We start from the raw sequence: 26131 nt of genomic DNA, 5'->3' as shown, positions 1-26131 counted from the left end.
AATGAACGCAAAAACTATACTAAATACATTAGCTAAATCCGATATCGATCTTTATTTAGATGAAAACAACCAATTGAAAGCGAAAGCGCCTAAGGGAGCTATCACTGCAGAGCTTCGAGATCTAATCAAAGCCAATAAAACTTCCTTAGTTGCTTACTTGGAGCAATTAAACTCTATGTACAGCGAAACCGGTGGAGGAGAAAAAATTGAAGTGGTTGCTCGAGATCAGGGCAAAGCGGATATTTCCTTTGCACAGCAACGTCTATGGTTTATCGATAGTCTTCAAGGTGGTTCTCCTGAGTACAATATGCCGATGGCATTCGAAACCAAAGGCGTGCTTGATCTACAGGTACTTAATCAGGTTTTCTCTACAATTATCGAGCGTCATGAGGTATTGCGTTCTGTATACGAGGAGTCACAGGGGCAGATGGTACAGCGTATACGACCGATGAATGAGATCGACTTCAGTGTCAAGGTTGAGGATCTAAGTCACCTTGCGGGGGAAGCCTTAACTGAAGCGGTAACTCAAAGAATGGATGCTGACATCACGACCTCCTTCAATCTTGCGTCAGATTTAATGCTAAGAGTGAGTTACCTTCAGAAATCTGAAGATGCCGGTGTTTTATTATTTAATATGCATCACATTGCTTCGGATGGTTGGTCTGTCGAAGTATTAACAAAAGAGTTTGTAACGCTATACCAAGCATACAGTGCTAAACAAGAAAACCCGCTCCCCCCGTTAGAGGTACAATATGCGGATTATGCACAGTGGCAAAAAAACTACCTTGAAGGTGAAGTGCTGGAAAAACAGCTGGCATACTGGCAATCGCAGTTAGATGAGGCTCCAGCTGTTCATTCTTTACCACTGGACAAAGCGCGGCCTGCTGCGAAAAAGCAGCAGGCGTCAGTCATTCATGGAGCGCTACCGGATGAAATCGGCAAAAAGTTACTTGCGGTAGCAAAGGAGTATGAACTTACACCATTTATGTTGTTACACAGTGCCCTAGCGCTGTTGCTGTCTCGTCATAGTAATAGTAATGATATTGTGATTGGGACGCCAGTTGCAAACCGTATGCAAGCGGAGCTAGAACCGCTAATTGGCTTTTTTGTTAACACACTGGTACTGAGAGCTAATACAGAACACAGTACATTAGCCGATTATCTTGAGCATATAAAGACGGTGCACTTGGAAGCGCAATCAAATCAAGACGTGCCATTTGAACAACTAATCGACCACCTAAAAGTGCCACGTAGCAAAGCTTACAATCCATTATTTCAAATCATGATGACCACCAGTACTAGTTATGGTATCGATGATGCTGGGCTTGATAAGTTTCAACTACCCAATGTAGAACTGTGTGCCAGTGCATCTGAGTTAATTCAAGTAAAGTTTGATTTAGACATTGATCTTAATATCAGTGAGCAAGGCGTTGGGTTGCGTTGGACTTATGATGTAAGTCTGTTCTCAGAAGCACATATTGAGCAGCTCAATACACACTTATGTCGCTTGCTGTGCGAGTTTTCGGAGCTGCAGAGTAAGAGGGGTATTGCTCTACCTGCTATACCTATGCTGGGTGAGCAAGAGACTCATCAATTGGTAAATGAGCTCAATGGTGTGGAGCTACCACACTCGGCAGATTACTGTATTCATGAGCTATTTGAGCAGCAAGTAGAGCGCTGTCCGGACAATGTTGCTGTCGTCATTGAAGATCAGTCCTTGACCTATAGGCAATTAAATGAAAAAGCAAACCAAGTAGCACACTACCTGAGTGAGAACCACCGTATTAGCCCTGACACATTTGTTGGTCTATGTGTTGAGCGCTCGTTAGAAATGGTTATTGGTATTCTAGGAATTTTAAAGGCTGGAGCTGCATATGTCCCGCTAGACCCGGACTACCCTCAGTCGCGACTCAATTATATGTTTGAAGATGCGGCATTACAGGTTGTACTGAGTCAATCTCACCTGCAAGATGTTTTGACCGATTTTCAAGGTACGATCATTACCCTCGATAACATAGGCAATAGTGATGTAGGTGAAACGTCACACCTATTTTCGCAGTACTCAACAGCCAATATATCAACCGCTGCTGTGAATCTTAAGCCGAAAAATCTTGCCTACGTGATTTATACTTCAGGTTCAACAGGCCAGCCAAAAGGTGTGATGATTGAACATCAGTCTCTGGTTTACTCAACGCTGTGCCGGTTTGACATCTACGATGACTTTTCTAGTTTCCTTTTGATCTCATCAATATCTTTTGACAGTTCGATTGCTGGGGTTTTCTCATCACTAACCAGTGGTGCAAAGCTATGTCTACTTAGTGCGCATAAAAAGGCGGACACTAGTTACATTGTTAGTCAGTTGAAAAAGCACGATATCAGCCATTTATTGATGGTTCCGAGCTTTTACGATCTGATCCTAAATGATGTTGACAGTAATTCTTTACCGGCGCTGCGAGGTGTGATCGTCGCTGGCGAAAGTTGTTCAAGTAATGTCGTTGAAAAGCATTATCAAAAGTTCTCTGATACAGGGGTTAAGCTATTCAATGAGTATGGTCCAACTGAAGCTACTGTCTGGAGTAGTGTTGCAGAGCTGCATCGCGGAGAGCCCGTCAGTATTGGTAAAGCGTTACCAAATAAATCGCTGTTTATTATGCATGATGGAGCACTGGCACCTTATGGCTGTATCGGTGAGCTTTACATTGGTGGTCAAGGGCTGGCGAGAGGGTACTTAAATCGGCCTGAGCTAACCGCCGAACGGTTTGTTGAAAACCCATTTTATGATGCGGCGAAAGTGAATAGCTCCGCGCGGTTATATCGCACGGGAGACTTAGTTCGTTATCTTCCAGATGGTAATTTAGCCTTTATTGGACGCGCTGACGATCAGGTTAAGATACGAGGGTTTAGAATCGAGCTTGGCGAAATAGAAGCACAACTAGAAGAGCTAGAAAGTGTGAACTCAGCCTTGGTAACTACTTATGAAGTTGCAGGCTCCAATCAGCTCGTGGGGTACGTGAAAGCGAGTGGAGAGGTAAACCCAGATGACCATTTCGTCGCCGAGATAAAGGCGCGACTAGGGCTGAATCTACCTGAACATATGGTACCAAGTGCTATTGTTACAGTGACTGAATGGCCACTCACCGCTAATGGGAAAATGGATCGAAAGGCTTTACCAAACCCAACAGAGAAGGCAATCAATAGTGACTTTGTGGCGGCTCATAATGATACTGAAAAAGCGCTTGCACAAATATGGTGTGATGTTTTGCAGCTTGAAAATGTATCAGCTAATAGTAACTTCTTTGAAATTGGTGGTAATTCGCTACTGAGTATCAAATTGCAAAAAGAAATACAGCAGCAGTTAGATGCTGAGGTTGAACTCACAGACTTATTTGAGTATCCAACGATCGCTACGCTGGCTAAGTTTTTGTCAAGTGGTAGCTCTGAAATGGAGGTAGAACAGCCAGAGTTGACGACGAGATGTGTATCACAAGAGTGTACCGATATTGCTGTTATCGGTATGGCGGGGCGTTTTCCTGGCGCCGCTAACGTAGATCAATTTTGGCAAAATATTAGCGCAGGTAAAGAGTCCATCACTTTCTTCAGTGATGAGGAGTTGTTAGCCGCAGGGGTTGAGCCTGCACTGTTGAAAGACCCTCGCTTTATTAAGTCTATGGATGTCTTGGATGGTGTGGCTGACTTTGATGCTAAGCACTTCGGCTATACGCCTCGGGAAGCTGAACTATTGGACCCACAGCACCGACTTATGTTGGAGGTTTCTTCTGACGCATTGGAGCATTCGGGCTACGGTGATCACTCGAAACCTAAAAATGTGGGTGTATTTGTCGGTGTCACTGACAGCGCATATTTGATAGAAAACTTATTATGCAACCCAGACATAGTTAACAGTGCATCGCAAAGCTTAGTGGCAAGCACCAGCCCGTCATTTCTCGCGACAAAGATATCATATAAATTGAACTTAACGGGCCCGAGTGTGAACGTACTTACAGCATGTTCATCTTCTTTGGTTAATGTGCATCAGGCTTGTAGTAGCTTATTGCTAAACGAATGTGAAATGGCACTGGCAGGGGGGGCGCGCATCGCTTCACTTAAGCCTGACGGATATCTTTATCAAGAAGGTGGTGTTAACTCTGCGGATGGTCACTGTCGGCCATTTGATATTGATGCAAGTGGAACCAGAGGGGGAAGTGGTGGCTGTGTACTGTTGCTAAAACGGTTAGATAAAGCAATAGCGGATAAAGATACCATTCATGCTGTGATAAAAGGTACTGCAGTTAACAATGATGCCACAGACAAGGTCGGCTACATGGCTCCAAGTATTTCGGGTCAGACAGCAGTCATAAAACAAGCGCTAAAGAATGCGAACGTTGACGCTAATACTGTTCAATATATTGAGGCGCATGGGACTGGCACTAAGATTGGTGATCCTATCGAAATTAAGGCGCTAAGAAACGCTTTTAAGACGGAGCAAACGGGTTATTGTGCTTTAGGCTCGGTAAAAGCGAACATTGGCCACTTGGACGTTGCTGCTGGTACAGCTGGGATGGTTAAAGTCATTGAGGCTCTTAAGCATCAACAGCTTCCGCCTACGATCAACTATAATCAGAGCAATGAGCAAATTAACTTTGAGAAGTCACCATTTTATATCAATACAGAGGGCAAGCACTGGCACTGTGATGATGACCAGGCTAGGCGCGCTGGCGTAAGCTCTTTTGGTATTGGTGGCACCAACGCACATGTCGTGATGGAACAAGCTCCAGAAGTCGAGGCGAGTACCTCTCCGAGAGATACTTTGCTACTGCCTGTGTCAGCGAAGTCCAGCGATGCTGTAAAAGCAGCCTGTGATAACTTACGTGCGCATCTCGAGGAAAAACGAGCGGACAACGTCAGCTTACACGACATTGCCTATACGTTACAGTTAGGCCGAGCTCAATACGAATATAGTACTCATGTGACTTGTACATCGATTGATGAGGCTATAGCCCAATTGAGCGCTAGTCCCAAAGTTACTCGTAATGAAGTTGATGAACGTGCAGTCGTATTTATGTTTCCAGGTCAAGGTGCGCAATATATTAATATGGCTAAACAGCTTTACTTGCTAGAGCCGCAATTTAAAGCTGTATTTGATAGCTGTGCTGAATTGATTAAGGCAGATATAGACGCTGATCTTAGGGAGATACTTTACCCTGAAATGAGTAGCCAGCTTACCGAAGAAGCTGCACAGGCACTGCTTGCAAATACTCGGATAACTCAACCCGCTTTATTCGTAATTGAGTATGGCCTGGCCACACTTTTGCAGTCTTGGGGAGTTCAACCTGATGTTATGATTGGACACAGCATCGGTGAATATGTGGCAGCATGTTTAGCTGGTGTATTGACACTAGAAGATGCACTAAAACTGGTTTGTGCTCGAGGTCATCTGATGCAGCAGGCTGCACCAGGTAGTATGTTATCAATCGCTATGCCAGCGGAGCATTTGCGACCTTTATTAGAGCTTAGCGGCGCCTGTTTAGCTGGAGTAAATTCAGCAAATAATTGCGTTGCTGCTGGGTCGCCACAAGAATTGTCGCATTTACACGCTCTACTAGAAGAGCGCGAAGTAGATTGTCGACCACTGCATACCTCACATGCATTCCACTCAAAAATGATGGATGTGATATTGGATGACTTTTTGCAGGTTGTTGAGCAAGTAAAATTAAGTCCTCCAGCGGTACGCTATATTTCCAATGTTTCTGGAACGTTTATCACGGATGAACAGGCACAAAGCCCTGAATATTGGGTTGCTCACCTTAGAGGTACCGTTTTATTTGCAGATGGTATTGATGCAATCTTATCTGATTGTGAGTGTTTGTCTGAACATAAGGTGTTTATTGAAGTCGGCCCGGGCAGAAGCTTAACCAGCTTAGTGAAGAAAAACCACCAAGCTCGGAAACAGCAGGTCTTATCGATTACTCGTCACCCCAATGAGTCCTGTTGTGATCAGGTCAAGCTGCTGGATGCATTAGGTACTTTGTGGAGTCATGGTGTTGCAGTCGACTGGCATCGCTTTAACCTAGAGCAAGCTGGACGACGGGTTCCTTTGCCGACCTATCCGTTTGAGAAAGTGCGTTATTGGATTGACGCAGCGGCTGGTGCCACAGTAAGCGCAACCCCTATGGGTGCGAAACTACCTGCTGAACAATGGTGGTCTGTACCATCATGGAAACAGAGAGTTATGCCCAAGCAAACGAAGCCGTTACTTGATACGGGAAGCCGGTGTTGGTTGTTGCTTATGGATGACTATGGTGTCGCAGAAGGTTTGGCATCGCAGCTACTTGCACAAGGGCATACCGTATATCGGGCTTACCCTGGTAGCAGCTTTAGTCGCATTGACGAGCAGCGCTTTAGCTTTGATATTAACAACAGCTTGGATTATGAAACGCTAATTGGTGTAGTCACGAGTGAGGTACAGTTAGCACATGTTGTGCATTTAGCCAGCATTGCTGAAGTACAATCGCGGCAGGCCCAGAGCATGAGCGAGTTCACGCAAGAGCAGCGTAGCGGTGTATATAGTGCGCTTTATACTGTTCAGGCAATCGTGAAAGCGGGATTGGATGCAGGGTTTAGTGTCGACTTCGTGACCAACGATGTGGAAAACGTGACAGGAGAAGAGAAGCTTGGATTAGGCAGATCTACGATTAAAGGTTTATGTAAGGTTGCTCCACAAGAATATCCCGAGTTGAATTGTCGCCAGATTGACGTTCACTTAAATCATGCAGTAAACGATGATGCCATCGCGGCAATGGCTCGACGCCTATCGCTAGAATTGTTAACTCAGCAGAGAGTAGCGACTGTTGCGCTACGTGGTAATCATTGCTGGGAACCATGTTATGAGGCAGTGTTAGACCAAGGTGAGATGCCAGCAGCCCTTAGCCTAAAAGATGAAGGGGTGTATTTTATCAGCGGTGGCTTAGGTAACATCGGCTTACTATTGGCGCAATATATCAGCGAAACTGTAGTACGGCCAAAACTGGTACTCATTGGGCGCTCAGCAATGCCGGAAAGGCAAGCTTGGAATGCATTATTAGATAGTGATGCTGATCCACAACTATGTGAGAAAATTCGCAGAATTTATACCTTAGAAGAAAATGGCGCGGATGTGCTTATTCTCAGTGCTGATTCGGCAAACTTGCAACAAATGCAAGATGCCATGAGCATAGCGGAGAGCAAGTTTGGTGAGGTGACTGGTGTCATCCATGCTGCTGGCCAATTACATGGTTCAATGACTGCTTTAGCGGAGACCAAAGAGCAGGACTTCGATAACCAATATCGCGCTAAAGTAAATGGTGTTTTGGTTTTAGATGAGCTATTGCGAGAGCGCCAGCTTGATTTCTGTCTTCTTATGTCCTCCCTTTCATCGGTACTTGGGGGGCTTGGGTTTACTGCTTATGCTGCCGGCAATATTTTCATGGATACCTTTGCTCAAAATAAGCATGCACAGGGAGATGAGCGTTGGATTAGTGTGAACTGGGACGGCTGGAGCTTTTCTGAAGAAACATTGGATGACTTCTCAATGACTCCAGATGAAGGTGTACAGGCTTTTGCGGCTATGCTCAGCAACTCGCACTACCCTCAGCTTATTCACTCCACTGGGTCGTTGGAGAAACGCTTAAGCCAGTGGGTGGATAGAGATCTCGAAGCGGCGAAGTCACAGCAAGTGCTTTATGAGCGCCCAGAGTTAGATAGCGACTATATTGCTCCGCGCAATGAGATTGAAGAAAAACTCGTTGCTATCTGGCAACAGGTGCTCGGGATTGAGCAAATTGGAGTTGAGGATAACTTCTTTGATTTAGGTGGTGATTCTCTCGTCGTGACACGGGTGATAAGTGAGATAAGAAGCAAGCTCGCTGTTAATGAGGCTGCGCTATCGATAAAAGAGTTCTTCGAAAAGCCAATTGTAAGTCAATTAGCAGAAAAAATAGCCACTGAGCAGGAAAGAAGCCTAGCGGAAGATAAGAAAGCACAATTATTAGAAGCAGGCAAAGCTGTAGAAGAAGGAGTGTTTTAATGAATTTACCACAACAAATCATCGCAAATGCAGAAGCTTGCAACATTGTACTTTACTTAAAAGGTGAGCAGTTGGCTTATATTAGTGAACAAGGTAGCTTTCCTGAAAATTTAAAAGCGCAGATTCGAGAGCATAAAAATGAAATAAGTGCTTACCTCCGTAAACAAGAGCTGGAAAAGAAAGAGGCAGAAAATAAAACGATCATAACTCCGGTAGATAAAAACGCAGAGCTCCCTCTAACTTTTGCCCAGCAAGGTTTATGGTTTATTGATCAACTCGAAGGAGGGAGTAATCAGTATAATATACATGCTGCGTTTGGCTTAAAAGGTGAGCTAAACTTGGCTGCTGTGCAGTGGGCGGTAAATAAGCTTATTGAGCGTCATCAGGTATTGCGAACGGCGTATGTTGAGAAAGATGGAGAGGTTTATCAGAAAGTTCAACCGCTGCAATATTGGGAGTTACCGGTTATTGACTTAACAAAACTTGCTCCTCAGGAACAACAGCAGCGGATATTGCAAGTGTCGGCTCAAGAAATGAATCAAACTTTTAACTTACAAGCAGATTTGATGTTGAAAGCGAAGGTTGTTGCGCGGTCGGAGCAAGACCATATCTTATTTTTTACCCTACATCATATTGCTTCTGATGCATGGTCACAGGCCATTATGGTCCAAGAGTTTGTGGCATTGTATGAAAGCTACTGCAAAAAACGGGTAGATCCATTGCCAAAGTTAGATGTTCAGTATTGTGACTATGCGCATTGGCAGCGTAACTACTACAATGAATCCAGAATATCTGAACAGTTGGTTTATTGGGAGAAGATGCTTAAAGGGGCTCCATACAGCCACTCTTTGCCTTTAGATAGACCTAGAGGCGCACAACAAAAGTTTACAGGGAAAACCTATTCATGGTTTGTTGATGCTGAAGAACTTGATGGTCTTAAAGCGAAGGCAAGAGAAAATCAAGCGACCTTGTTTATGATACTATATACTGCTTTTTCGGTATTGATCGGGCGTTGGAGTGGCACTCGTGATGTGGTCATCGGCAGCCCAATTGCTGGCCGTACGCATCCACAGGTAGCGTCTATGATTGGGTATTTTATCAATAGTTTGACTTATCGCACAAAGTGGAAAGAAGGGGAGAGTTTCCGTTCTTTACTTAATCGTAATAAGAAAAATACGCTCACGGCATTCGATCATCAGGATATTCCATTTGATTCGTTAGTTGAGCGTTTGAAAATACCAAGAGAGCTAAGTCATAGTCCATTATTTCAAGTGATGTTCACACTGCAAAATACGGAGAAATCAGAGTTTGAGCTCGATGGTTTAAGCACGTATCCAGTTATGGGCGAAAACTCATTAACTAAATATGACTTACAAATGGTGGCCGAAGAAGGTGAAAAAGGATTATGGCTCAACCTCACTTATTCAACTGACTTGTTCGATACTCAAACGGTTCAATCGATGTCTAGTAGTTTCACCGTAATATTGCGCCAGTTAGCAATGGACATAGACATTGCGGTGGATAAACTCGCATTAACCCCTACAGCTGTTGCGATGACTACACCTCAGGCCGCTGCAACATCATTTTCGCCGGCACATTCACGGTTTGAAGACCAGGTTGAAAAGAAAGGTGATGCGATAGCGATTGAATGTGGTTCAGAGCGTATGAGCTATAAAATGCTTAATACCAAAGCAAACCAACTGGCAAGATATCTGCTCTCTAACGGACTTAAACATAACCAGCTAGTGCACATATGTGCTATTCATGGGATTTCACGTTACATTGCTCAATTGGCCGTACTGAAAGCTGGAAGTGGATATGAGTATCACGGTGCCATTCAAAACAACCAATGGTTAGGTACACTGACGGTAGACCCTGATAGCAGTGTGTTACTACCTAATAATGGCGTAGAAATGAGCTCCAATGGCTGTATTTTATTTCCTTCAGAAGCGGACCTGAAAGCATACTCAGGTGAAAACTTGGATCTTGAAGAGGTTAAAGTTTCGCAAAGCAACTCTGCGTTAGCTGATAGCGCAGCCAGTAGTGGCCAAATGAATCAAGGTATGCTGCTAGAACAAGTGCTCAAAGAGCAAAAGTTGATGGAGCTAGACCGCGAGTCAGTTCTATTGCTCCATCCACATATGGAACAAGTTTATAGAACAAGTTGGCTGGCAGCGATTGTTGCAGGCTCAAAACTATCCTTATTAACAGAAACAAAAGGGTTAGTAGAGACACTAGTACAAAGGCAGATCACACACTTAACATTGTCAAACTCGATTCTTGCAAATGTACCGCTGCGTCCAGATTATGCATTAAAGAAAATCATTGTTGATGCAGAATCCGGCGCGGATGCACTGTTGTGGCGATGGAGTGAACTGTACCCGGTCATTACAGGACTTAGTGTGGGCTTGCTTAATTATGTATGTTCAGGGCAAGTATCGACCGGTGAACCAGTGATGCTAGGCAGCTTATGTGACACACAGCAAGCTAAAGTTATGTATGATGAATTTAATCAAGTGCCTAATGGCGCCATAGGCTATTTATACATTTCGGGACAAAGTAGTGGCAATTTGGAGAACAGTGGATTACTTGTGAGGAAGACAAATCAAGGAGTTATCGAGTTAGTGCACATTCGAGAAACAAAGACTAGTCGAGATGATCTCTTCTTGGAGCAAAAAATATCCACTCAGTTTGAAACAACTCAAGTCGCGGTGGTTGATGGTGTGGTGTATTTAAGGTTGGAAGGCAATAAGCAAGAGCAGCAAGAGAAGTTGCAAATATTGCAGCAAGCACTAAAAAAGTCGGTGCCGACCTATATATTGCCCAGTTCATACGTGTTGGTAGCGAATATGCCTATAACTGATGGTGGTACTGTTGAACGCAATACTCTGTGGCGACATAGCAGAGGTTGGCAAGATGAATTAGAAGTTTTGCCTCAGCCTGAATTACTGGAGTTGAGTATTAATCAGCAAGGAATAAATACAAAAACAGTTGATTTTTTCTGCAATAAGGAAGTATCATCTGGAATCAGTAGACTAGCGAACCAGTATAATACTTCGATAGCACACACATTTGCTGCTATTTATAATTTAGCGTTAGCTGTTTATTCCGAAAGTAGTTGTATTTTAACTGCAGTATCGGGATTACCATCTTCTAATGGCGCTGGCTTTATGTCAGGTTCGTTTAGCGAACATGGGAATGTACTTACAAAGCTTAATGATATTTTGACGAGTTTACTACGCAGTGAAGAGAATGGATTTTTAGAGCAAAGTTGGGTGACACAACAGTACAATAAGCAGTTTGGCACTAACTGGGATTCTATTTTTGTCTATCAACTTAAGTTCATACGTTCTGAGCTGCTTCAGAAGCATAACTTTCCCTGCGATAGTCCGGTGAGCCTATTAATTGCGGACGATTTTAATGGTAAGGAAATAAAAGGCCAGTGGTGCCTACGCAACAGTAGCTTTGAACAGTCTAGTCTTAGCAGAATAGAAAAAATAATGGCGATGTTAATATCGCATGAAATGCAGAGTAAAACGTTAGCGGATGTGAAAATGGTATTGAATGAAGGTGCCCGCAGCAAATTGCGCTCTGTGAAGCGAAAATTTAAGTCTGCGAGAAGTAAGAAGCAACTCTCAGTTGAAGGAAATGTAGCATGAGTTTTAACAAATGGCGTAATAAAAAGAATGGCAACACAGCGCCGCAAAGTTCACTTGTTTCAAAGGTTTTTTTAGAAGAGTCGCCAACATTACCAATTGTGTATAAGAGTAGCGCAGCAAACGTTGATTTACCGACTTGGTATAGTCAAAATGAATCCGAAATCACACGAGATCTTGCTCGCTTTGGAGCTGTTTTGTTTCGAGGTTTTAATATTCATAGTGAAGAGGATTTTCAACAATTTGTTGCTGCCAGTATCAGAGACACGGCGCAGTATGTTGAAGGCGCAACGCCTAGAACTAAACTATCTAAGGGTGTCTATACAGCTACAGAGTTTCCTTCAGATCAGGAAATTGCATTACATAATGAATTGTCCTATGTTACTGAACCTCCTAAGAAACTAGCTTTTTGCTGTTTAACTGCGCCCGAAAGTGGTGGTCAGACGCAGTTAGCCGATGTACGTAAAGTGCTTGAACGAATTGATGATGGCATTATTTCTGAATTTGAACAAAGGGATGGATGGCTGTTGCGTAGAAATTATGGCAATGGTTATGGACCTACGGTTAAAAAAGCATTCGGCATGACTAATATCGCAGAGATTAAAGCGTATGCAGAGAAAGCAGACCTAAAAGTGACAGCAATTTCAGATGATAAAGTGGTAACTGAGCAGGTGAGAAAGGCAGTACACAAACACCCTTTAAGTGAGGATAAGGTGTGGTTCAATCATATATCATTCTGGCATACAAATAATCTATGCCCTGATGTACGGGCTAGAATGGCAGAAGATCTAGCCCTTGCAGACTTTCCGTATTCAACATGCTATGGCGATGGTAGTGATATTGACGATATGACTGTTGAGGCGCTAAGAAAGGCATATGTAAACGAGGAGGTGAAGTTTAATTGGCGTGAGGGAGATGTTTTATTGCTAGATAACTGGCTCGTTGCCCATGGTCGCAAGCCATTCAAAGGTGAACGCCGAGTCCTCGTGGCAATGGGATGAAATCTCAATATAGGTTCAGTCAGCATCTCACGTGTGAGATGCTGACTGAACCTTTGAATAACAGAGTTTTTCTGTTACTTAGTTTTAAAAATGTTTGGTGGCTGTTACTAGATGTTTAAATGTATTGGCATTTAGTGCATGTAGTATATTTAAAATTCTAGCAAAAAAGTTTGCGTAGTAGTGAGCGTGAAATGCTCTTTAGAATACTGCTTTGGCAATCACGGCCTGTTTTTCTTTGACTTTTTAAAATCTAAATTACGCTTTTTTAAGGCCAGTTAGTCAGAAAAAATAATTTTACGATATAAAAGGATCTATGTTTATGTTGAAACTAGACAAAGCTATTCCCCATGAGCTTTTACTCGCTTTAGTGCGCTCCACAATTCGAGGAGTTGAGGCAAAAGACTGTTTTTATAATCAGCTGCATTATGTCAATAGACGGTTTGTAGAGGCTCACAGTGATGAGTTATTAAATATAGTTGTCGATTCCTTAAGTGAAATTTACCCAGGCATTTGCCAAGGTGATATTGCTTATGTGAACGACTTTGTTGCGCCAGTTAACTTACAGAACTCTGCCGTTAGGCCTGTTACTGAGTTGAATAAAGAGAACAAATATCAGTGGCATGTTGATTCTATCGATCAATGGATGGGACCATGTTACAACCTATGGATCCCTCTTTATCGTCAATCAGCACTAGAAAATCTTAATGAACAACCGCTCTTTGAAGTAATGACCTCGGAAGAGGTCCCCAGCCTTTATGGTAAAAATAATGTACCTAAAACGAACTTCCTCGTCGACGGGGCAACTCAGGCACCCGATTACCTTGCTTTAGCTGGAGAGTTTACTGGTGTTGATGTTGAAACACTTCGCCATAGTTACCTTTATCATGATGCTAAAGGAAAGATAGCGGTTTTACCTAAAAGCGAAATGACTAGCACCAGTGTTGTGCAACCTGAACTAGGTGATGCATACTTATTTAGGGCAAACCAATTCCACTCCTCGGGGCCATCCAAATTTGAACGGATCGGTATTGCCATGAAGTTTATTATTACAAATCCTAAATATGGTTTTAAGGAGCATGATGAGTTTCGATTTCCGCCACCATTTGCAGGCTGGGAAGGTCTATTTACGGGTTGCTACGCTCAGTTTAAAGACTTTACTTCGTTTAAAAAATACATTGATTTCAGTATTGTCGGTGAGCAGGTTGAACTACGCAGAAACCAGGATAAATTAAATAATATTTGTGCAGTACTCAGTGAAATAGAAGAAGAGCTCACACACTTTATTCACCATGGTTGCTTTTCGCCCCCTTCTCAACCAGTAACAGAGTCAGAAATGGAAACAGGCTTTCTTTAGGTAAAGCTAACTTAGCTTTTAATAGCGCAGAATGAAAATAGTATAAAACAGAAAATAGAAGAGGGTGAGTCAATAAGTCTTGTGATTATAGACTACCCAAAATCAAATGCTTCAAAGAAGTAACAGTTTGTAATTTTGAAATCGATTCTGAGTGGTGATTCAGTACGTTGTGGATATTAAAAAATATAGTAATAAACAATTTTTGCATGAGCGATTCAGAAAAAAATAAGGAATAACCCAATGAATAAAAAAGTATTGGCATCTCCAATTCAGAGCTCACACTGGATTCAGCTGAAAAATAATCCTGATAAGTCAATGCGTCAGGGTGCAATTAGTGCTTTATATAGCGGAGACTTAGATATAGAAGCAATCAATATCTACTTGAACAAACTTGTAGAGCGCTTTGACATCCTTCGTACAGCTTATGAAGTGGATGAATATGGAGCGCTTTGGCAACGCATTTGCTCAAATGCAACAGTAGACTTAGTAACCGAGGATTGGAGTGATTATAGTGATGCTCAAATAGCTCAGAGGAAACGAGAGCTCTCAAATTTATCCAGTTGTGATGCTGATGATCTGGTCGCGACTCCTTGGTTGCGTTTAGTTATTGCAGCACAAAGAGAAAAGCATTGGTGCTACCTTGAGTTGCCGGCCTTAAACTGTGATAGCTTCACTCTCATGCAATTACTGCAGTCCATCACCAAAGCTGGCAGCGGGCGCTTAAATGAAGTAGAAACCTGGCTGCAAGATGACGTAATTCAGTATGAAGAGCTGGCGCCTTGGTTAGCAGATTTCTTATTAGATGAGGAGTTAGCCGACATACGTCAGTTTTGGGATCGAGACAAGAGTGTTGCTGCGTTTGAAGATAAGTGCACATTACAGCGTTACAAAGGTGAAAGCCAACAGGAATACCAAGATGAGCAGATCGGCTTAGGAGATATCTATAGGGAAGTCGCTCACTATGCAGCTGAACACCGGCTAACTAGCGCCGAAGTAGTCTGTGCTAGCTTACGTCAAACACTTAAAAAGTTTGCGCCCAAAGCAGAGTTAGCGCGAATGTTTGATAGTCGTTCAGACAGTGATTTGGCCGATGTTATAGGGCCTCTCAGTCGAGCTGTACCTTTATTCCCGAACGCACAGCAATGCTTTGATGAAGCGCTTAAGCAAGAGGAAATTTGTAGCGAAAATGGGAAAGATTATGCCGAATGTTTTAGTAAAACTCATGACCATGAAACCGCAGGATTTAGCTTTATTTTTGATAGTCTTATAGCAACGGACAGCTCAGAGCTACAAGTCGAACAAATAAAACATGTAACTGAAGTTTGTAAGCTACAGTTTATGTTTATTCAGCAAGGAAGTGAAAGTCGTCTGCAATTAATCTATGACAGCCGGTATATTGAGCAACAGACCATTATTTATCTACTTGCCCAGATAAAGACCACTTTGTCTGTCAATATTGGTATATCTAGCCCTAAAACTGCGCCGCAATATGTCGGTTGCGGTCAAAATGTAACCGCGACCGGCTCCACAGTTTTAGACCACTACAATAAAGCAGTTGCTTCAGGTGAAGGAAAAGTAATTGAACTGGACGGCCAAGAGAAAACGTTATTAGAGGTGGACAAAGCGGCTAATCAGTTAGCTAACCACCTACTGCAACAAGGTGTTGGCAAAGGGGATAATGTTGCATTGTGCCTAGCGCGCTCAGTTGAGTTTGTTATCTCCATGTTGGCGATAATGAAACTAGGAGCAACGTATGTTCCTGTTGATGTTGACTTGCCTGAGCAGCGGATCGTGGGGATGTTAAAAGATGCTGAGGTTAGTACAGTAATTAGCTTAGGCGACTTCTCGTTGCCTGATTGTAATAATGTCGATTACACAAGTTTAGAGCTAAGCTTGTATTCAACCGAAGCACCAGACATCAACATTCATGAAGATGACTTGGCTTACATCTTATTTACGTCAGGCTCAACAGGAAAAGCAAAGGGTGTCAGCGTAAGCCACAAAGCACTACTCAATCACATGAGTTGGATCAATCGAGAGTTTTCTTTTACTGCTAAGGAACGATTTTTACAAAGAACGTCGGCGAGCTTTGATGCATCTCTTTGGGAGTTTTGGAGCCCCCTGATGGTTGGGGCGACTATGGTCATTGCGACCAGTGACATTAACTATAACTTAAATTTATTTGAGCGCACGATGCAAGAGTATGCGATTACGCGATTACAGTTAGTGCCATCATTGCTAGAACTATTACTTGAACAAGTTGGTGCGGCAAATGACTACGCATTGACAAGTGTGTTTTGTGGCGGGGAGGCGCTCAAACGTGCAACTGCAGACAAAGCGATGAGAGCATTTAATTGTGAGGTTGTTAATTTATACGGGCCGTCTGAATGCTGCATAGATGCTTTATTCTGGCGTTATGATGACACAGTATCAACGGACTTTGTGCCTATCGGCTATCCTATAGATAACTTGCATAGTCGAGTTATTAAAGAAGATGGTTGTCTTGCAGAGGTTGGTGAATCCGGAGAGCTACAGATTGCTGGAGATTCAGTTTTTAAAGGTTACTTTGGTCAAACATCACTTACTGCAGATGCGATGGTCTATTGTGATACTACATGCTTGCACTTTTACAAAACAGGTGATTTTGTTCAAGTATTAACAGATGGCAATCTGATGTATTTAGATCGACTGGATAATCAGGTTAAGCTAAATGGGTATAGAATTGAGCCTGATGAAGTTGCGATGGTAATCCTTAATGCGGGTCTTGCTGAGCAGGCTAAGTGTGTTGCTGTTGGGGGCAGCCTAGCCCTGTTTTATATCGCACCTAAAGTTTCAGAAGCTGAACTTACTCAATTGCTCGCAAGCAAGCTACCTGAATATATGATGCCAACACAGCTTATAGAGCAGGAGGCATTTCCATATTTATCTAATGGTAAATTGGACGTTAAGGCATTAGCGACAATTGCGCAAAATCATACGCATGCCGGTTTTGTTCCCCCCAAGACTGCAGTTGAAGTTAAGCTGGCTGAAATTTGGCAAGAGCTTCTAGATACTTCAATGATGATTGGTACGTCACAGGATTTTTTTGCAATCGGTGGCCACTCATTGCTCGCTATGAAAGCGTTAAACCGTATCCAAGGGGAGTTCAATATTAACATTAGCGTAAGAGTGCTATTCGAAAACAAAACGATCGCTGATCTTGCGGCATATATCGAACCATTACTGCTTTTAAATAGTGCAAGTGATGAAAAATTAGAAAATATGGAAGGTGGTGTATTATGAAGGTTGTTGAGCTGTTAAAAGAGGTAAATAGTAAAGGCATTATTTTATATCTGGATAAGGGGAGCTTGGCATTCAAAGCACCGCCAGGCGCAATGGATGAAGGACTCAAAGAAAAAATAGTTGCCCAAAAAGGTGAAATTGTTGAGCTGCTTCAGCAGCAAGCAAGCTCCAATATTCCTAATATTAGCGCGTGCCCAAAACTAGATAATGAGCTTAATATAGCCTCATTTGCACAGCAAAGGCTTTGGTTTATTGATAGTATGCATAAAGGCTCCGCTGAGTATAATATGCCCGTTGCATTTGAGATCATCGGTACGCTCGATCTTGAAATTCTGATACGTGTATTTGAAACAATTATTGAACGCCATGAAGTGCTACGTACAGTATATCTTTCTGACTCTGGCGAGGTACGTCAGGTCATTCGTGATACATCAGAGGTTGACTTTGAAATTACAGTTGAAAATCTAGAGCATCTCACGGGTGAGAAGCTCGAGTCTGAGGTGAATAGTCTTATTTCAATCGATATGAATGCACCATTTAACTTGGCGCAGGATCTCATGTTGAGAGTAAGCTATATTCGCAAATCTGAAAGCTCTGGAGTGCTACTATTTAATGTGCATCACATTGCCTCCGATGGCTGGTCAACAGAGCTATTAATCAAAGAGTTTATTACTCTTTATCACGCATTTAGTGAAGGGAATCCAAACCCTTTACCTGAGCTGGAGGTTCAATATGCAGACTATAGTCATTGGCAGCGGGAATACTTAGCTGGAGATGTGCTGGAGAGTCAGCTGAGTTACTGGCAAAAACAGCTGCAAGATGCCCCGATGATACATAGTTTGCCGTATGACTTTCCTCGTTTGAAAAATCAACAAAAAACCGGAGGGCTCGTACAGGGACTGCTGTCCAGTGATGTCGCGAAAAAGCTTTGTGAAACAGCGAGTAAGTTACAGTTAACACCATTTATGTTAGTGCATGCTGTATTCTCGCTATTGCTATCAAGGCACAGTAACAGCAACGACATTATTATTGGAACACCTATTGCCAATCGTACTCAAGCACAGTTGGAACCGCTTATAGGGCTATTTACAAATACCCTAGTATTAAGGTCGAATACAGAGCATAAGACACTAAGTGAATACTTTGAGCACATAAAACAAGTCAATCTTGGGGCGCAATCTAATCAAGATGTGCCATTTGAACAGCTTGTTGAGTGCTTACAAGTACCGAGAAGCAATGAGTGTAGTCCACTATTTCAAATTATGCTGACAACCAGTAGCGACTTTGGTGTCAACGACAGTTCCGGTAGTCAAACATTAATTTTGCCAGAGGCTAGGTTACGGGCTCGTCATTTAGAAGAAGTACAAGCTAAGTTTGATATCGAACTTAACGTCAGTATAAATGAACAGGGAGCCAGCCTAGACTGGGTTTATGATAGTGGTTTATTTGAAAGCCAGTATATTGAGCAACTTAATCAACATTTATGTGCACTGTTTGACGCAATTAGTCAGGTTGATGAGCCTAAACAAATGACGCCACGGTCATTGCCTATGATGTCAGAGTCTGAGGTTAAGCATCTCGTACATGAGCTAAATGGTTCTAAGCAAGCGTATGGCACCGATAAGTGTATTCATGAACTATTTGAACAACAAGTCAAAAAGTCTCCAAATCAGGTCGCGGTGGTATTTGCGGATCAACAGCTGACTTATGCTCAATTAAACGATAAAGCAAACCAAGTGGCTCATTATTTAAGGTCTGGTCATAACATAGTACCAGACACCCTAGTTGGCCTGTGCGTTGAGCGCTCTTTAGAGATGGTTATTGGTATTTTAGGTATTCTGAAAGCTGGTGGGGCATATGTCCCACTGGACCCGAGTCACCCCAGTGCTCGGCTTACAGAGATTACTACTGAAACAGAACCTAAAGTTGTTCTAACACAGTCTAAACTGGTTACTAAAATTGATAATATAGAAGAATCAAGAATAGTGACTATGGATGGCTTAGTTGAGGGAAACCATTCGCTACTCTCAGAGCAGTCAACCGATAACTTAGATAATGAGTCATTGGGTTTGACGCCGGACAATCTCGTTTATGTAATGTATACCTCAGGTACAACTGGCAAGCCTAAAGGAATTATGGTTCAGCACAGTGGACTGCTCGCGAGAAAGGCTGGATGGGATAGTATTTTTGCGATCGATAAATCGCCTCTAACAGTATTACAAATGGCTGGGCTTTCAGTAGACATTCTTTTGGGTGATATTATTAAGGCGTTGTGTAGCAATGCTGGAAAGCTAATAGTGTGCTCTTATGAAACATTGATTTCGGCGCCTGACTTACATACTTTGATTGAGCAGCATAAAGTATCATATGGGGATTTTGTGCCAAGTGTTATAAGGGAGCTCGGGCAGTACCTGAAACAGAATAAACTACTTTTAAGTGGACTTAAATACCTATCCATTGGCTGTGAAGCTTGGAAAGTAGATGATCTTGAGCTACTTCATAGTGTCATTGATAAACAGACTCGGATCTATAATTTATATGGACAAACAGAAACTGTAATAGATGCTAGTTACTTTGACACTGGTGCTCATAGTATCGAAGATCTAAAGAGTGGCTCTATTCCTCTTGGTGTACCTTTTCCAAATACCTCTTTCTACGTACTAGATGATGAACACCAATTGGTTCCACAAGGTGTCATAGGTACCTTGTACATAGCTGGAGATGGTTTAGCAAAAGGCTACTTTAATAACTCAGCGCTAACGGACGAAAAGTTTGTAAGCTGTGAAAGTGATGATATTCCTGAGCAGAGGCTATATTGCACCGGTGACCTTGTTCGTTACTTAGCTGATGGGAGTTTAGAGTTTATAGGGCGAGCAGATGAACAGGTAAAAATTCGAGGGTTTAGGATTGAACTAAGTGAAATTGAAGGTCAAATTTCAGCATTAGATGAAGTAGACTCAGCAGTCGCTTTAGCCAAAGAAATAAAAGGTAACCTGCAAGTTGTAGGATACGTTAAGCCACTAAGTGCTCCTTTTGCTGACATGCCACAACAAGAGTTAGAAACAAACTTTACAGCCTCATTAAGAGCGGCACTTAAAGACAAGTTACCCGAGTACATGCTACCAACGACCATTGTGATGATAGAAACTTGGCCCCTCAGTGCAAATGGAAAGATAGATAAAAAGGCACTGCCAGAACCGGACCGAGCACTTTCAGGACAAGAGTATATTGCTCCGGAAACTGATTTAGAAGTTAATATTGTAAAAATCTGGTCCGAGTTGCTTACTCTTGATGCTGATCTAATTAGCACAGAAGCCAACTTTTTTGAATTAGGGGGACATTCATTGCTAATCAGTCGTTTAGTGGCAGCTATTAATGAAGAGTATGAAGTGAGCATAGCATTAAAAGATGTATTCGAATTTCCCACTATCAAAGCGATTGCTGGGTTAGTGGAAGAGTCTAGAGCGGCCATGAAAAGCCAGGCAGGCACCGTTGTACCAGAAAAGAAAAACTCGATAACTATATAATCATCAAAAATATTATTGTGAGGGTTATGTTCGACTTAGTATCGTGTAGCCCTTGTCATCAAGTCACGAGTTTGGCTTGGTGATACAAATGATTTGGAGAAAAACATGGAATTGGCAGAAGAACTTAGCCCCAAGAAGTATAATAAAAACATAAAGCGCGATTGTGAGGGTATGACTCTCACTTTACTAGATGAAGAAAAAGAGCAAATAGAGCGGCTAGTCAAGCAACATCATGCCGAAAAGTCTACAGACGGTGCCGATATAACATTTAGCTACTTGGAAACGTGGAGCAAGTTTCCAAGTAGGGTCAAAAAGAAGTTATTGGAATTTAAGTTTAAAGGTGGTGAGTATAGCTATCTATTAATCCAAAACTTACCGTTACAAGAGGGGCTGCGTGATACCCCTTTAACTAAAAGAGAAATTAAGGGCAAAGAGCGAGACTTTGCTGCGCTGCTACAGTCAATAATTTCAGTGTCGCTTGGGTACGTATATAACTTCAAAGATAAAATCACGAGTGGGCTTGTTGATGATATTTATCCGATTAAAAAAGACTCTTGTAAGCAGGTAGGAACCAATAGTGTATTTCTAGAATGGCATATTGAAGATGGTTTTCATGAGACAAAAGCTGACTATGTGACGTTATTATGCCTAAGAGATGATCCTGAGGTGAAGACATATTTAATGCCTGCAAATCACTTAGAGCTAACAGGCAAAGAGCGAAAGCAGCTGAGTTTGTCGGATTACTTAATTTGGGAGGATATTACGTTCGTTAATGATGGGGATTTACGCAGTACCAGAGTAAGAGTACTCGATGGCACTAAAGACCCTGAGATTGTTTATGATCCAGCATATATGGAAGCATGCAGTGATGCTTCAGCCCAAGCTCTTGCTGCAGTCAAAAAGTCTATAGATAAAGGACACTTGACTTTAACGTTAGCGGAAGGTGAGATGTTAATTTTTGACAATCGCCGTGTAGTGCATTCTCGCAACGCTTACAACCCAAAGTTTGACGGCAAAGATCGCTGGTTATTAAGAACCTTAGTGGTTGAAAGTTGGTGGAAAGCAAAGAACAAAAAAGTTGACTCTACACTCTTTGTGAGCTGAGTGAGTGCGTTTACCTCAAGTATTGAGGTTGGTTGCTTTGATGTGTAGTTATTGTATCGCAGTAGCTGCGTTTTGAGCAGTGAAGCGTTTTACTGTTCAATGAGTAATATTATCATTGCGCAAGTCAGGCATAGGATAAGTCTTATTCATGTGTTAGTACGATGAAGCTTTGTAATACACGTTTTATTAATTATTTGGGACTTCCTGTAAGCCTAACACTACTTTAAAAAGGTAAAACTTCTGTGGAAAACATAAAAAAATTAATTGCTGAGTGCAGCGAAGCTCAGATCTCATTTGAACTAGCTGAGAATGATCAACTTAAAATAAACTTTGAATATGCCGTCCCTGAGTTGATACAGCGAATAAAAGATAATAAAGAACGAATTATTTACTATCTCAGAACCGAAGGATATAAAAAGGTTATTAAGTCTCAACAAACAGACCTTAGTAATACTCTATCATACGCTCAGCAGCGTCTTTGGTTTATTGATAACTTAAAAGGTAGTACTCAAGAATATAATATGCCCATGGCGTTTGATGTGTGTGGTGATCTTGACATAACTGTATTGAAAAGAGCATTTCGCACAATCGTGGAGCGGCATGAAATATTGCGTACAACCTATCATGAGCGAGATGGGGTCGCTGTTCAGCAGGTAAAAGACAAGGCTTCGTTTGCTTTTGATATTGAAGAAGTGGATCTTAGTCATTTGCCTGAGGAGCGGTTAGACGCAGCACTAAAAAACACGGTTGAAGAGCTCATAGGCCAATCGTTTGACTTAAGTAATGATATTATGCTGCGGGTCAGCTATGTTAAGCGGGCAGAGAAGTCCGGGGTTTTACTGTTTAATATGCATCATATTGCATCAGATGGTTGGTCAATAGAAGTCATATTAAAAGAGCTATTTACACTCTATCATTCATATATATCAGGCATGCTTCACCCCTTGCCAGAACTAAATATTCAGTATTCGGATTATGCATTTTGGCAAAAAGCATATCTTAATAATGGTGTATTAGAACAGCAACTAGAGTACTGGGAAAAGCAGTTAGACGAGCTTCCCGTAGTGCACTCTTTGCCTTTAGATAAGCCGCGCTCTGAAGGTAGCTCCAGTCGTGTGGGTATTGTACATGGACAGTTACCAGGAGCGGTTGCTAAGGAGTTGAGTGATATTGCAAAGGCGTATCAGTTAACACCATTTATGTTGCTACATGGTATGCTTTCTTTGTTGCTTTCGCGTCATAGTAATAGCAATGATATTGTTATAGGTACTCCTATCGCTAACCGACTCCAGCCTGAGTTGGAGCCTTTAGTGGGCTTTTTTGCCAATACATTAGTGTTGAGAGCTAATACAGGGTTTACCTCATTGAGTGACTACTTTTCTCATATTAGAGGAGTGCACTTAGATGCTCAATCTAATCAGGACGTACCTTTTGAGCAGTTGGTTGAACGCCTAAAAATCCCAAGAAATCAAACACACTCACCTTTATTCCAGATTTTATTAACCACAAATAGTGACTATGCATTAGGTAATAACTCAGAGCAGAAATACCAGTTACCCAATGTCGAATTGCAGACCTACCATGCTGATTATATTCACGCAAAATTTGATCTCGATGTTGACATAAGTATGAGTGACTCTGGTGTGACTTTAGTATGGGAATATGACACTAGTATTTTTAATGAGAACAGAATTCAAGCGCTTAATGAGCACCTTTGTCAGCTGTTGAATGGCCTTGTTAGCATAGTAGCCAGCGGAGGCGATTCCTTGTGTTCACTGCCAATATTGTCAATAAATGAGCAAGAACGCTTGGTCTGTGAGCTGAATGATACAGCGATGCCTTATCCGAAAGACAAATGTATTCATGAATTATTTGAGCAACAAGCAGAGAAAACACCAGAGCGTGTGGCGGTGGTGTTTTCTGAAGAGTATATAAGCTATGGCGAACTAAATGCTAGAGCCAACCAAATAGCGCATTATTTACGTAAAGAGCATGACATTCAGCCAGATGATATTGTTGGCTTATGCGCTGAGCGTTCTGTAGAAATGGTCATTGGTATCCTAGCTATATTAAAAGCGGGCGGCGCTTATGTGCCAATCGACCCAAGTTACCCCTCATCCCGATTAGCATACATGGCGGAAGATGCGGCACTCAATGTTGTGTTGGCTCAAGGAAGTAGTATAGCGGCTGCAAGCTGTTTGGATGTGCCTGTCATAGCATTAGATAACCATACCTTGTTTGCACAATATGACCCAAGTACGAAAGCTAAATCTGAGTTGGGCTTGAGTACTGACAATTTAGCTTATGTGATTTATACATCAGGCTCTACTGGCAAGCCAAAAGGTGTCATGATTGAACACCAAGCACTATTCAATCGCATTCACTGGATGCATAATAAGTATGGTATGAGCAATGATGACAGAGTGTTACAGAAAACGCCCTATAGTTTTGATGTCTCGGTATGGGAGTTTATGTGGACGCTTGCATATGGTGCACAACTGGTTGTTGCTAAACCTGAAGGGCATAAAGAACCAGATTATTTGTGTCAACTTATTGAGCAGCATCAGGTCACTAAATTGCACTTCGTGCCTTCCATGTTAGGGCTTATATTAGAAACGAAGCAGTTTTCGGATTGCTTAAGCTTGAAACAAGTTTTTTGTAGTGGAGAAGCATTACAACAAAGCCAAGTTGAAGCGTTTCGGCAGGTATTACCGAGTTGCCAATTGCATAACCTATATGGCCCAACGGAAGCGGCCATTGACGTGAGTTACTGGGATTGCTCTGGAGATATCAGCAAAGGAGTACCGATAGGCAAGCCTATTGATAATACTCAGCTGTATATTCTCGATCCTAACTTGAACCTAGTTCCTGAAGGGGCTGTGGGAGAGCTACATATAGGGGGAGACGGCTTAGCCAGAGGTTACTTAAATCGCCCAGAGTTAACCGCTGAACGTTTCATAGCAAATCCTTTTTACAATGAGGAGCAAAAGAATTGTTCCCAGCGGCTATATAAAACGGGTGATCTTGCTCGGTTTAGAGCTGACGGTGTAATTGAATATCAAGGTAGAATAGATCATCAGGTTAAAATTCATGGTCTACGTATAGAGCTGGGTGAAATAGAGCATCAATTAAGCAGCCTAGATATGGTTGACTCGGCACTGGTTATTGCGCAACAGCTCTCTGGCTCGACACAATTGGTTGGTTATTTTAAACCATCAAACGAGTATGCAGGAACGGATAATAACGCGCTAATAGAGAGTGTGAAGTTGGCGTTAGACAGTGAGTTACCCGCGTATATGGTGCCGAGTTTTCTTGTGGAAATAGTGGATTGGCCGTTAACAGCCAATGGTAAAATAGATAGAAAAGCACTTCCCACACTAGATAGCAGTGAATTACAAAAAGAATATGTTGCACCCGTTACTGATGTAGAAGTTCAAGTTGTAGGTATCTTAGCGGCTTTATTACAAGTGAATATTGATCAGATCAGTATGAATGCTAGCTTTTTTGAGCTAGGTGGTCATTCAATCATGGCTATGCGACTGATTGCGGAGTTGAAAGCTAAGGGGTATACAAATATTGAACTCAAAGGTCTATATGAAATTTCTACTATTGCTCAGTTATGTGAGATGTGTAACCAATTTGATAAAGAAAAGGCGCTGCGCCAAGAGCTTATGAAATCTGAGGAGGCATTAGAATATGAATTCTAACGAACCGTTTAAGCTATAGAGATATGCTTATGTTTATTAACAAGGTTTGTATTATAAGTGTATAAGAATCAATCTTATTATTTGCTTTTAGGTCGGCACGATTAGTGCTCAATGAGAGTGAATTTCGAGCAAAACGGTTGCAACTTGTAATACGTTGCCGTATCTTATGGCATAGTTTTACTCTAAATATGTCATAAGATACGATTTGATAGGTAAGTCGCTTTTTGTCTCACGCGTGAGTCGATGCGTTTAGCCGTGAGTTTGCGCTGTAGTTATATACGCAATGAGATAGCTTGCTTTTCGTTATTTACGTGGATTAAAGTAAGCTGTTTTGCATACGTTTTGGAGATTTATCTCATGGAATACGCCACTCCATTACTAAGTCTTGAAGTAGTTAACAACTTAACAGGTGTGTGGCTCACCAACTTATGATGTCTT

8 protein-coding genes are annotated in these 26131 nt (G+C 42.1%); all 8 read left to right on the top strand.

Going from position 1 to position 26131, the window contains the following annotated elements:
- Window position 1 precedes the first annotated feature (1 nt).
- The 8 genes from R3P39_RS13440 (at window position 2) to R3P39_RS13405 (ending at window position 25693) form a co-directional block, all read left to right on the top strand.
- A complete protein-coding gene (locus R3P39_RS13440) occupies window positions 2–8062 on the top strand; it encodes a non-ribosomal peptide synthetase/type I polyketide synthase (protein WP_336568067.1) in 8061 nt (2686 codons plus the stop codon).
- The gene (locus R3P39_RS13435; RefSeq protein ID WP_336568065.1) at window positions 8062–11721 is read left to right on the top strand and encodes a condensation domain-containing protein; all 3660 of its coding nucleotides are present in this window, start codon (window positions 8062–8064) and stop codon (window positions 11719–11721) included. Before R3P39_RS13440 ends, R3P39_RS13435 begins: the two co-directional genes overlap by 1 nt.
- Entirely contained in the window at window positions 11718–12719 is a 1002-nt protein-coding gene (locus R3P39_RS13430; RefSeq protein WP_336568064.1) for a TauD/TfdA family dioxygenase, read from the top strand. Before R3P39_RS13435 ends, R3P39_RS13430 begins: the two co-directional genes overlap by 4 nt.
- A gap of 319 nt (window positions 12720–13038) precedes the next feature.
- Complete coding sequence (locus tag R3P39_RS13425) at window positions 13039–14073, top strand: hypothetical protein (protein ID WP_336568063.1); 1035 nt, start codon at window positions 13039–13041, stop codon at window positions 14071–14073.
- A gap of 240 nt (window positions 14074–14313) precedes the next feature.
- Entirely contained in the window at window positions 14314–17355 is a 3042-nt protein-coding gene (locus R3P39_RS13420; protein WP_336568062.1) for a non-ribosomal peptide synthetase, read from the top strand.
- Window positions 17352–20882 (top strand): non-ribosomal peptide synthetase, encoded by a 3531-nt coding sequence (locus R3P39_RS13415; protein WP_336568061.1) that lies wholly within the window; start codon window positions 17352–17354, stop codon window positions 20880–20882. Before R3P39_RS13420 ends, R3P39_RS13415 begins: the two co-directional genes overlap by 4 nt.
- 105 nt (window positions 20883–20987) lie before the next feature.
- Window positions 20988–21986 (top strand): TauD/TfdA family dioxygenase, encoded by a 999-nt coding sequence (locus R3P39_RS13410; protein WP_336568059.1) that lies wholly within the window; start codon window positions 20988–20990, stop codon window positions 21984–21986.
- A gap of 242 nt (window positions 21987–22228) precedes the next feature.
- Complete coding sequence (locus R3P39_RS13405; protein ID WP_336568058.1) at window positions 22229–25693, top strand: non-ribosomal peptide synthetase; 3465 nt, start codon at window positions 22229–22231, stop codon at window positions 25691–25693.
- Window positions 25694–26131: the final 438 nt, after the last annotated feature.

Origin of the sequence: Pseudoalteromonas sp. UG3-2, assembly GCF_037120705.1 — a bacterium.
Lineage (GTDB): Bacteria > Pseudomonadota > Gammaproteobacteria > Enterobacterales > Alteromonadaceae > Pseudoalteromonas.
The sequence above is the reverse complement of the archived record's forward strand: the minus strand, read 5'-3'. Positions and strand labels throughout refer to the sequence as shown.